At 57.1% G+C, this 11,500-nt stretch carries 12 protein-coding genes; 6 read left to right on the top strand and 6 right to left on the bottom strand.

The features are described 5' to 3' along the window. Nucleotides 1–168: 168 nt before the first annotated feature. Complete coding sequence (locus tag BSIN_RS23845; protein ID WP_089342251.1) at nt 169–660, bottom strand: MarR family winged helix-turn-helix transcriptional regulator; 492 nt, start codon at nt 658–660, stop codon at nt 169–171. 1,156 nt (nt 661–1,816) lie between these two features. Further along, a complete protein-coding gene (locus BSIN_RS23840; RefSeq protein WP_089342254.1) occupies nt 1,817–2,113 on the bottom strand; it encodes a hypothetical protein in 297 nt (98 codons plus the stop codon). A gap of 120 nt (nt 2,114–2,233) precedes the next feature. Here BSIN_RS23840 and BSIN_RS23835 point away from each other — a divergent pair, with 120 nt between their 5' ends. Next, nucleotides 2,234–3,142: a LysR substrate-binding domain-containing protein gene (locus BSIN_RS23835; protein ID WP_089342250.1), complete on the top strand. Its 909-nt coding sequence runs from the start codon at nt 2,234–2,236 to the stop codon at nt 3,140–3,142. Nucleotides 3,143–3,407: 265 nt separating this feature from the next. Here BSIN_RS23835 and BSIN_RS23830 read toward each other — a convergent pair whose 3' ends face one another. Together BSIN_RS23830 and BSIN_RS23825 are read right to left on the bottom strand one after the other, a co-directional pair. After that, nucleotides 3,408–4,679 carry a styrene monooxygenase/indole monooxygenase family protein gene (locus tag BSIN_RS23830; RefSeq protein WP_089342249.1) on the bottom strand — a complete coding sequence of 424 codons (1,272 nt, stop codon included), beginning with the start codon at nt 4,677–4,679 and terminating at the stop codon, nt 3,408–3,410. A gap of 313 nt (nt 4,680–4,992) precedes the next feature. Continuing rightward, entirely contained in the window at nt 4,993–6,189 is a 1,197-nt protein-coding gene (locus BSIN_RS23825) for a M20 aminoacylase family protein (protein WP_089342248.1), read from the bottom strand. A 238-nt stretch (nt 6,190–6,427) separates the two neighbouring features. Between BSIN_RS23825 and BSIN_RS23820 the strand changes: the two genes are divergently transcribed. Continuing rightward, on the top strand, nt 6,428–6,697 hold the full coding sequence (locus BSIN_RS23820; RefSeq protein WP_089342253.1) for a hypothetical protein: 270 nt from the start codon (nt 6,428–6,430) through the stop codon (nt 6,695–6,697). 217 nt (nt 6,698–6,914) lie between these two features. On the opposite strand, the gene BSIN_RS23815 is transcribed toward BSIN_RS23820, so the two are convergent. Then, complete coding sequence (locus tag BSIN_RS23815; RefSeq protein ID WP_089342247.1) at nt 6,915–7,937, bottom strand: fatty acid desaturase; 1,023 nt, start codon at nt 7,935–7,937, stop codon at nt 6,915–6,917. 251 nt (nt 7,938–8,188) lie between these two features. On the opposite strand from BSIN_RS23815, the gene BSIN_RS23810 reads away from it, so the two are divergent. From BSIN_RS23810 to BSIN_RS23800, 4 genes are all read left to right on the top strand, one after another. Next, nucleotides 8,189–9,013 (top strand): phosphate/phosphite/phosphonate ABC transporter substrate-binding protein, encoded by an 825-nt coding sequence (locus BSIN_RS23810; RefSeq protein ID WP_173678747.1) that lies wholly within the window; start codon nt 8,189–8,191, stop codon nt 9,011–9,013. Between the two features lie 200 nt (nt 9,014–9,213). Next, a complete protein-coding gene (locus BSIN_RS25695) occupies nt 9,214–9,435 on the top strand; it encodes a hypothetical protein (RefSeq protein WP_125910416.1) in 222 nt (73 codons plus the stop codon). A 704-nt stretch (nt 9,436–10,139) separates the two neighbouring features. Further along, nucleotides 10,140–10,409 carry a hypothetical protein gene (locus BSIN_RS23805; protein WP_089342246.1) on the top strand — a complete coding sequence of 90 codons (270 nt, stop codon included), beginning with the start codon at nt 10,140–10,142 and terminating at the stop codon, nt 10,407–10,409. Nucleotides 10,410–10,958: 549 nt separating this feature from the next. Continuing rightward, a complete protein-coding gene (locus BSIN_RS23800) occupies nt 10,959–11,177 on the top strand; it encodes a hypothetical protein (RefSeq protein WP_059569723.1) in 219 nt (72 codons plus the stop codon). A gap of 93 nt (nt 11,178–11,270) precedes the next feature. On the opposite strand, the gene BSIN_RS26295 is transcribed toward BSIN_RS23800, so the two are convergent. Beyond that, a partial coding sequence (locus BSIN_RS26295) for a hypothetical protein (RefSeq protein ID WP_218192447.1) occupies nt 11,271–11,500 on the bottom strand: 230 nt, incomplete at its 5' end.

Raw genomic sequence — 11,500 nt, 5'->3', positions numbered from 1 at the left:
AAAGTGGTGTCCATCACTTCGAAAATGATGGGCATCACTTTGGCGTCGGTCCGCGCTGCGGTCTATAACGGCCATCGCGAGTCGCTTACCCTCGGGCTCATGCCAAGCATGTATAAACCCCGAATGCATCCACATCCAGCCAGGATCGACAGGAAAACCGCAGGCGAATCAGTCGTTCAAGTTACGCACGAATATTTCAAGCGAACGCTGCGCGCGCTCGGCATCGTCGGAAGACAACTCACCGACCATCCGGCGCTCCACCGGCCGCACCGCCCGCTCGCATTCGCGCAGTACGGCCGAACCTTCTTCGGTCAGCCGCAACAAAATCACGCGTCCGTGATTGGGGTCGCCTTCGCGGGCGACATAACCCCGGTTCGCCAGCGCACTCGTCACTTCATTCGCCGATTGCGGAGTGATGAACGAGCGCATCGCGAGTTGCGCATTCGACAGTGCGCCACGCGTTTCCAAAACCGACAGTGCCGTGTATTGCGCGAGCGTGATACCGATCGGCGCCAGCGCATCGCCCATCTGACGACGCAAGAGTCGATCGAGACTCGCGATCAAATAAGTCAGCCGCTGCTGGTTTCGCGCCTTGGGCTTGTCCGCCACGGAACGGGTAGGGCTTTTTGTGCCGGGTGGCTTGACGAAGGTCGGATTCATAGGGATATCTAAACTGGTCTCGCGGGCCATCTTACCTACGCGCGAACCATCGCTGCAAGCACGCCGCGCATCGGCGGGCGTGTAGCGCACACAACGGCCGCATACGCGTCGAGACCGGGCCTTCCTCGCGCCGTCGATCGACAAAGCGTGCGATGGCACCGCTGCGGCAATCACCTTCGTCATCAAGCATAACTTTTGGATCCATATCGCGCGCATGGGATTGCCTGGCACCGCGTGCGGCCGTTGCAGGCGCGTTTCAATGCTTATCGTGGAGCGCCGAGCCTGGGTTCGTATCCGCTCGCCGCAGTGCCGACTGATTCCGTGCTCGAATCGAACCCAGGCAGCGTCCGGCATCCTCATACCAACGAAAAGTACGTTTTTACCGGCAAAAAAGCATTCCGTGTAAATCGGGCGAGATCTCGTCAAATTTACCGGGAGCCGACGTGCCGTCGCCGAGATACAACGTCCCGCCGTTATACAGTGCAATGTCGACGTTACAGCCGCCAAACGTAACGGCCCACGGCAACCGGTCAACCAGCACCGAAGGCTCTGGGCGAATCGCGGAAATGCTCCGGGGCAGCACACGCCAACTACTACAGAGTATTCGATGCGTGGCACGCACGGCTTTCGATGCCGCACTCGACACCCAAAGGTACGGCCGCATCGAACTGCACCGCGATCGCGTGATCACCGGGTGCGAATACGAGGCCAGCGTCAGCAGTGTCAACGCATGGCATTCAAGCGTGCTAAGTCACCGGGCCCGAGTAAGGAAGCGGGCAGCAACAGCGTATATCGGATACCTGTCCACATTGCATCCAATGCAATCTATGGTCGCTCGAGATCGTTGCTAGACAGGATCGCCACTGGTTACTAAACCGACAGGACGCGATCCGGTTCGGAGACCATATCGATTTCGCGGCAAGATTTCCTAAAGTCCATCGATGTCGCATTCGATTTCTTGCAACGCCACCTGGCACCGCAAGAGGGAACGAAACTGATTGCGTCGTCCTGGACAATGAGCATTCGTTTTTGGCCTATGGTGGTCGACAGGATCACCCCCGTCGTCATACAGCGAGTCCGCTCACTCGGAACGTATCCGAGCCGGCCAGCAAAAAAGCATCGCAAGCATGCCGGCAACGGTCGGGTTTCCAGCCTGTCATCCCCGCTGCTTCGGTCCGAATCCGCGATAGGGCTTCAATGGAATGATCGCGACGATTTCCAGCATCCCCTCCCTGACAAGCGGCAAGCTGCCGAGTTGCCTTTCAACGTCTTCGCGTTTTTCCGCCTCGACCAGCAAGCAAGCGCCGCCGACATCGCCACGATGCCATATCTGCCGGATAAAGCCCTCGATATACAGCGTTCGCGCCCGTTGCGCCTCGTCATCGAGTAACGGAGCGAAATCCGCATCGCTAAAGCGCTCGGTGACTCGGCGTGAAAGTGTCAAGAACTGCATCGTCATTCTCCTGATCGGGAAAAACTGTTGGCGTGGCGTTTTTCATGCGCCAACTATCGGGCCGCCGGATGCATCTGTCCAGGACTGAAATCGCTACAATTGAGATCAAGGAGATCTCAAGTGATCGATTTACGCCAGCTTCGTGCTTTCATCGCCGTCGCCGAAACCGAGCATGTCGGACGAGCGGCCGAACGGCTCCACATTTCGCAATCGCCTTTGAGCCGGCAAATCATCCGGCTCGAAGAGCAGCTGGGGCTTGCGTTGTTCGAACGCGTCCGTCAACGCGTGCGTCTGACCAAAGAAGGCCAGATTTTTCTCGAAGAAGCCCGCTCGCTGCTCAAGCAGGCAGAACGTCTCGAAACACATGCACAGCGGCTTGCGCGCGGGGAAACAGGAACGCTCTCGATCGGCTATGTGGAGGCATCGATGCGCTTAAATCTCTTGCCACAAGCGCTTCAGTCATTCTGCGCGACGTACCCCGACGTGCCGGTCACGCTGCACGCGCTTCGTTCAGCCAAGCAAATCGACGCGATACGCAAGCGCACGCTCGATATCGGCTTGGTCTATTCCCCCCCTTCACCGGCCGACACCGATCTCGCAAGCCTGCTGGTTGCAAGCGATTCGATCGTGCTTGCCATACCGGACGATCATCCGCTCGGACGTGTCAAAAGGATCACCGCCCGGCACCTCGACGGGCAACGGTGGATCGCGATGCCACGCACACTCAATCCGGCTGCGCGCGAACGTTTCGTCGCCGCGTGCAGTGCGTGCGGCTTCATGCCGGATATTCGGCTCGAAGCAGTCGAACCCACGGCCATGCTTCGACTCGTCGGAGCAGGCCTCGGCGTCGGCCTTGTGCAAGCCGCGCTTCGCACTGCAGCCTCGTCTGGGATCCTGTTCAAGACGCTGCCGTGGTTTCCGTTGACCGTAGACGTTCACGTCGTCTGGAGGCGCTCGGATTGCAGCCCTCTATTAGCCCGCTTCTTGGAGAACATCGCGTCGCTATCGGTTGAAGATAATCGCCGCTAACAGACGCCGTGCCCCGATACGCCCAGGCTGCGGGCAAAGAAAAACCGCGTCACGAAGTAACGCGGCACATTTAGACGATGCCGAGCATGAAAGCCCGCGCAAAGGCGCTATTTTCCGGACGTCTCCGGCGCATGAAGGTCACTCTTTTCCGCTTTCCCGCTCAAGGACTCTGCATACTCGACAGCATATTCGATCCGGCGTCCGAACTGTCTCCCGCCAGCCTTTCGACAAATCCGCGAGACCGCTGCAATCGCCGACTTCGATGTCAATGCGCGGCATGCAACTCCTGACTCTGCGGCATCGAGAGCCACGTAAACAGCGAAGGCGGATGATCGAATGCGTTGACGATTGCAGAAGCGAGCGGCCCGCTGCGGGCCGCCGCGGAATACAGTTTGAGCATGGCTTCAGCAGGCGGCGTCAACAACATGCCATTCGTCCACTGCACCGCGTACTGCGCGTATTGCCAATACCGCTCGAAGGTTTGCGTCATCCACTCACGAGTAAACGGCGCATCGCCGTGCTCGAAAATCGCATCGAGATAGATGCGGCTGCATTTCGATGCGCCGTTCGCGCCTTGCCCCGTCAGCGGATCGTTCAGCACGACCGTGTCGCCAAGCCCGAAAACCAAGCGGCCGGACGGCAATGTTGCGACGGGTTCGCGCACCGTCGGTGCAAATTTGCCGGACAGGATGCCGTTCGGATCGGTCAACTCGACGTGTGCGCAGCGTGCATATTCCCGCGGCAAATAAGCCTTGAGCAGCGCAAGCGAAAGCGCAAGATGCTGCGCTGGGGAACCGGCGTCGTGCCAACAGTCGAACGGGCCGCCCATCACACCTTCGAATACCATGATGTGGCACGGACCAGTCAACGTCAGCGCGGGAAACACCAAATATTCGCCAACGCCTGGAATCACGTTATAGGAAATGCGAGAAAAACCTTCCGACGGCGCAAGACCATGCACATAAGTCATGCCAAGCGCGCGCTGCGGTTTATCGAATGCGCTGCGCTTCGCATCGCGCACGAAAAGCTTCGCCACGTCCCCTTTACCGGATGCAAGCAACACGAGATCGTGCGACGCGCTAAGCTCTTCGAGCACTTGAACATCGGCATCGCGCAACTCGATCCGTGCGCCGCGCCTGGCGATCACGTCGAGCCAAGCAGCCATCTTCAGGCGCTGGTCGACGGACTGTGCCGCCTTGTCGAGCCGCGCGGCCCAATCGATCGTTTGTTCACCGGGCGACAACGGGTCGTGCAACGTCAACCCGATTCCCTCGATCGGCGGGCATAGCCGTTCCCACCAGTTCAACCCTGCGGCACGTTCGATATCGAGCGCGCTGCCGAACATGCATTGACTGGACATGACCTTGCCGCTCGCGATTTCGTCGGCATCGCGGTTCGTCACCAGCGTGACTTGATATCCGCGATCCAGCAGTCCGAATGCGATTTGCAAACCCGACTGGCCAGCTCCGACAACCGCGATGCGGCGAGCGCGACCCGCTTCGGATAGGTGATGATATTCCGGCCCTTGCACACTCATTTTCGCTCTCGACCAATCAATTAGCGGCTCGCTGAACCTCGCTCGACATGCCCGCCTTATTAACAGACGGCCATCTTGCGCATTGGTGTCGACGAGGCTTGAGGGGCAAGAAAATAGCGGAGTACTCATATTCGCGGCACTCGCCCCCGGATGCCACGTTCCGAAGCGGAAAAATAACACTTCCGGCCCATGCATTACCAAGATCCGCTCAATTGAGTAAGCTGGCTCTCATAGTCAAAAATTGTCACGGCTGCCGGTCATTTTAGGCAGGTATCCAAACCATTTATCTCAAAAAAATAGATGGCCAAACATCTCAACTCGTCAAGTAAGTCTCCACCAACCGGACCCAACAGGCCGCGCCAAGCGGCAGCGCAGTGTCATTGAAGTCGTAGCCGGGGTTATGCACCATGCAACCGCCATCCGGCCCTTCGCCGTTTCCCAGCAGCAAATAGCAGCCCGGCACCTCGCCGAGCATCCACGCAAAATCTTCACTGCCATCCATCAATGCCTGGTCGGGGCGCGCATAAACGCGTTCAGGCCCGACCAGTTCCTCACAAACACGCTGTACAAGCCGCGTCGGCGCATCCGCATTGATCACAGGCGGAGTCAGCTGGCGATAGTCGATCGTTGCTTCAGCGCCGTGCGCTTGCGCTGTCAAACACACGATGTCGCGCACCCGCGCCTCGATGAGCGCACGCGTCTCGGGCATCGTCGCGCGCACGTTAAGACCGATTTCAACCGTTTCGGGAATCACGTTATGAGTCGCACCACCGCGGATGTAACCCACCGATACGACCGCACGCTCACGTGGCGCAACGTTGCGCGCAACAATCGTTTGCAATGCGGTGATGATGGCCGCGGCCGCCGCGATCGGGTCGCGTGCGCGATGTGGCATTGCTCCATGGCCACCCACGCCCTTGATCGTCACATCGGCCACGTCTGAAGACTGGCTGACCGGGCCCGCCAACATACTGAACGTACCGACAGGCATCCCAGGCCGGTTATGCAGTGCGAATATCACGTCGCATGGAAAGCGCTCGAACAGACCGTCCTCGATCATCGCGCGCGCGCCGCAAAGATTTTCTTCGTTGGGCTGAAAGATCAGATTCAGCGTACCGTTGAAATCGCGGCGCACCGCAAGAGCACAGGCGGACGCAAGCAGGATCGCCGTATGACCATCGTGACCGCATGCGTGCATTCTGCCGGCAATCGTACTCTGATACGGCAGCCCGGTCGCCTCATGGATCGGCAGCGCATCCATGTCCGCACGAATGCCGATTTGCTTCGAACCTGCGCCGAGCCTCATCTGTGCAACGACGCCGCTGCGGCCAATGCCGGTATGAACGTCGTAGCCCCAAGCACGCAATTGCCGCGCAACGAGTTCGCTCGTGTTGCCGAGATCGAAGCCGAGTTCAGGATATGCATGCAGACGGCGTCGAATATCGACGAAAGTATCCGTATCGATCCCGGATAAAAGCGACGAAACCCGCGATATTGTTGAGTTCATCATGCATTCCTTATCTTCCTACCAAGCTCGGATTCCGTGAGCGCACGCCGCGCATCGCGTCATAGTCGACCTTCATCAAGGTAGGGCCTCGCACAATGGGCAGCACTGCGCCGTGCGCGTGCCGGCACCGGAACATCCTGTATGATCACCGCACGCTATCGGACGCATTCCGAATGCGACATTGCCTGCGTCCGTTGCTCACCCAATACAACATTCACCCAGCACAATGGAGTACCGTTCGATGAAACATCTCGTATCGACTGCATCCGTGGCCACCCTGCTTGCACTTGCGCTGAGCGCCTGCGCCGGCGAATCTTCCAGTTCGACGGCACCGCCCGCCCCCATGGTAGGCAGCGATCGCGACACGCACGGTTGCATCGGCTCGGCCGGCTATTCATGGTGCGAGCAAACCCGGCAATGCGAACGACCGTGGGAACTGGCGAAGCAGAAAGGCTTTGCGGTATCGGCCGACAACTTTGCCAAGTACTGCAAAACCGGCTCCATCGACTGATCCACGTTCCGGTACAAAGCACGGCAACGCGATGGGGCCTCCGTATTACGAGCCAGAGCGCACAATGTGCTTATCCGATACAGCTGGCGACAGAGCGTGCGGTTATGGCGTCGCGCCATGCCAAAATTGTTTCGTTAATCTAAGAAGCTGCACGCTTGGTCCATGCTAGCCGATGGCGGCAGTGCGGCGGCGCCCATGACAATCGGCACGTTATCCATCAAGCGCCAATTTGCACATACCGGTCGATCACTGTGCCGCGCGCACCATGATTTTCCGGCGAGGTTGTTTCGTGCGCGAACGGATGCTCGGGCGCATCGGTTTGCCGCCATGCGTGGCGCTTGAACAACGTCCAGTACCCGCCCCGAATCACAAAACCGCCGCACTTCCTCGCATACGCATCCCGCCGCATCCGGTAGGCGCGGGGCAAGTCGTACCACGGCAGGCTTGGCAGATCGTGATGAACCAAATGGTAATTGTTGTTTAAATAAAGCAGACGCATCAACGGTCCAGCCTCGTTGATCGCGATACGCGCCTTGGGCTCCGGCGCAGCACGATGCTCGTATAACGAGCGAATCATCGCGATCGATTGAGCCGGCCACGTAACGGCAAGCAGGTAATACCACCAAGGCACGCCGACCGATAAATGCAACCACGCAAGCAACGTGGCAACAAGCGCGACGTGCGCAATCCACATCGGCAGATAATGCCAGTCTGCGCGCCGCCAAGCGCGAAATGCATCCGCCAGCGTCGCGGCAGCGCTTATCGGCGGCCCGATGACAAAACGCCCGACAAAACTCTTGCGCGCATGCCACAGAGCACGCTGCCAACGGCTCAACCCCACCCAGTGCTCCGGCAACACATAGTTGCTTTCCGGATCGACTCCCGGCACGGTCAGATCCTCGTCGCGATGATGTTCAAGATGCGTATCGCGATACAACGTGTACGGATACCAAACCGACAACGGCGGATAACCCAACAGCTTATTCAAGCGCTTGGAGCGCGTCGGGTGACCGTGCAGGAGTTCATGTTGCAGCGACATATGCCACGCACATAGCAAGATCAGCAGTGGCGTCGCGATGGCAAGCGGCAAGCCCCCGTCACGCACGCTCAGCAGTACGCTCAGCCAGCCGCCGTAAACGACGACGATCAGCAGCCAGGTCGGCCACTCGGTACGCGCGGTCAAACGATCCCCGAGCGCGGCAATCTCGCGCGCATGATCCACATCGAAGTATTCGGCCATGTTCCAGCGGACATCGGAAGCCGGATGTCGCTAAACACGCCGGCAGGTATATCGAAAAGCGCAGAGACGCGCCGCCGCTCGATGCAGCCTGCATGGAATGCGCGACGACGTGGCTTGACCGGTCGAACCTTAACGAATCGCTTCACCGAAACCAACCAATGGATTCGAATTTGCTTATATCGGCTATCCATCGGCTGACAGCTGGTGAAGCGATAAGCCACGATCCGCGCTGAAATCCGTAGAATGTGAGTATGAAAAATTGGATTGCCGGATTGCCGATGTACAACGTGACGACGCAGCATGCAGCGTTGTGGCGCGCACTGCTGCTCGATGCGTTGCAAGCATTCGCGCGCGCGGGCGGAACTGCCGATGTCACGTTACTCGACGAACCTTTCGGCGACTTGCTACCACTGTGGCAGCGCGACGATCTCCTGCTATCGCAAACCTGCGGCTATCCATTTCGAATGCTCGGCCTTGCCGAATCGGTGCACTTGATCGCAACGCCTGCATTCGACGCGAGCGGCTGCGAAGGAGCGCGCTACCGAAGCGCGCTCGTCGTATCGGCAGACGCTCATGCACGCGGTGCAACGACGCTGGCTGCCTGTCGCGGCATGCGCGCCGCCTATAACGATGACACTTCGCACAGCGGAATGAATGCACTACGGCATGCGGTCTCGCGCCATGCGCGCAACGGACGCTTCTTTTCGTCCATCATGCGCACCGGCTCCCATCTGAGCGCACTGCGGGCGCTAGCCATGGGCGAAGCGGACATCGCGGCGATAGATTGCGTGACACTTGCTTACGTCGGCGACGCATTGCCGGAAATGCTGAACGGCGTGCGCGTCATCGGCGAAACCGCGTCTGCGCCTGGCTTGCCGTTCATCGCGTCGCGCTCGCTTAGCAACGCGCATGTTGCCGCGCTGCGCGACGCACTCGATACCGCTCTCGCAGCCGACGCAACGCGCGCGCGCTCATTGCGACTGCGCAGTTTCGAGCGACTTTCCCTGGACGCCTATGTGGACATTGAACGGCTTGCCCGCGAAGCGGCTGTACGCGGATACCCGGTGCTCGCATGACTGACGCGGCAATCCGTTTGTAGCGGCTCAAATCAAATTCCATCCTTACGATATTTATGTTTGTCAGCAATACGAAATATAGATAAATCACATAAATATCATCTCGAGTGACTATAATTGGTCGTGCTTATGCAGCGCCAAGTACTTCCACACTGAGAATGCGGCGTGCAAAGCGTACACCACTTATATAGGAGAGCGTGATGCAAATGATCGAACTTTCCGCAGACGAAATCCGAGCCGTATCCGGTGGTGCCGTGACTATTCCGACCCCTATTCTAGATATCGAGAAGGCCATTGAGGGCGCCGCCGGCCAATTGCCAGTTATTGGTTCCATCGTGCAACCCTTTGTTGTGCTGGCAATCAATCAATTCAACAATCTGCTGGGATCGCTACCGAGTATTCCCGGCTTTCCGCAGTTTTGATGGGATGAATACTGCGTGAATCAGGAGTGCCGGTCGGGCCCGGCTCGATCGACACTCTTCCAATCTTCAGTAGTAATCGTCACGAAAAGAAAACCGGGGCCCATTGACCGGGCATTCAGCACAACAGCGCCCGGACTCAAAATAATCGAAAGCTCCCCGCCCTGGCTCGCCGGCCTCTTTGCACAATCATTCATTTGTTAAAACGCCGATATCGCCCGGCGATGACAAGACGCCAAGCCCATCTCGACACAAAGATACGTCTGACCTATATCGGGCTCTGTGTAATCCGGCAATAACGCGGGAAAAATTTCTCACACATGCCCTCAACCCTTAATCAAGATAAGCACGAACATTATGTGCTTGCATATCGGAGCACAACGAATGAGCGACGCCAATTTATCTGACTAATAATTTTGTCACATTTCCGGTAAAAACAACCGCCTCAAAATACACCACGCAAAATTGACCGAATCGAATTCCATCCCAACCCACTCACTCGCAACAAAATATTCACAAAAAATAAATCACACCAACAAAATCAATTTACAGCCAAGTATTCGTCTTTTTAATTAAATTGAAAGAAGCATAAAAATGTATAAAAAAGAAAAATCTTGGTCCGTATGAATATAATGAGCGCTGCCTTGCACCATGCCATTTTCAGTTATCGACTCAACACGGCAAGGCAATCATTTACGGAGAAAACCATGCGCATGATCGAGCTTTCGAACGACGAAATTCAAGCTGTTTCCGGTGGTGCACTCCTGCCGACCGGCTCGGTGAGCGGCAGCGCCAATCTGGCCGGCAATCTGCTGGGCCTCTTGAGCAGCAACCTGTTCGGCACGTTCAGCGGCTCGGTGAACGGCGGTACGGCAAGCGCGAATGCCAGCCTGGGCGCTGTTCTGAGCAGCGTGCTGGGTTCCGTCGGCGGTACGCTGAGCGGCAGCTTCAGCGGTACCTTGCCGTTCGTAATCTGATCGATATCGGATGAAGCGTGGGCGCTGGTTACGATTGCGACGACCAGCGCTCGTGACCGGCATCTCCGGTTCATACGCTAAACATCAATAAGCGCCATTTTCAATTGCAAGCGCCACGCAAAATATCAAATATTGGCCGCCCCCGAACCTCGTATTCTTCAATATGCAGCCGTGCGTGATTCGTGGCCGATCGGCTTGCGGTACGTCGCCAGGCCACTTCCGTCGCCCCGTCTCATTGACCGTAAATGTCATTCGGCGGGACTTGGGCACGATCTGTATCACGTCTCTCACTTGACGCCCCTCCCACTTCGACAATCACGACAACTACATCAAAATCCATTTGATGCCGCCTCGCAAGCAATCCAAGGAATTTTCTTATTTTATTTTTTTCATTCATACATCACATTATTTTTATAAAATGAAAGATATTTAAAAATATATAAAACCAAAAAATATCGAATTACCTAGCTATAATTAATTTGCCAAGCACAGCGCATTTCAAAACGGACTGAAACGCAGTGTGATGAGGCACCTACTTAAAGGAGAGTAATGATGCAGATGATTGAACTTACGAAGACTGAAGTCCAAGAAGTGTCTGGCGCGTCGTTCCCCCCTATTGGCGTTTTCCCGAATGGTATTGGTCTGGTAGCCGGCATTTCGGAACTGCTGATGGGCACGGCCTATGTCGGCAGCGAAGCTCTCACCATTACCGCTCATGCGCTTGTCTCCGCGCTCGGTGGCGCATGGGGTCCGTACACCCCGGCCTAAAGCTGATCGCTTCCACCAAAACTGGCGGCGCCAATTATTCAATCCGTGATCGGCGCCGCCGCTCAAATACATTAGTCAGGCGGCCTGCATATGTCACTTCGATTTTTCGGAAAGCGATACAAAATTAGTTGATGCAGCCCGTAAATTTATGTTTAATGGGTGGGCACTCGACAGACGATTCATAACGAAATCAATCCCACCAGCGCCGTGAATCAACCACTTTTCCGAACGGCCGCGCAAGAAGCCCAACGCACGCAAACGCTGGGCGAGATCGTGCTGATTCGGCCGGTATCGTTCGCGGTCCTGACCACCGCGGCCATCGC

The organism is Burkholderia singularis (genome assembly GCF_900176645.1).
Classification (GTDB): Bacteria; Pseudomonadota; Gammaproteobacteria; order Burkholderiales; family Burkholderiaceae; genus Burkholderia; species Burkholderia singularis.
This window is presented reverse-complemented; position numbering and strand designations above follow the sequence as displayed.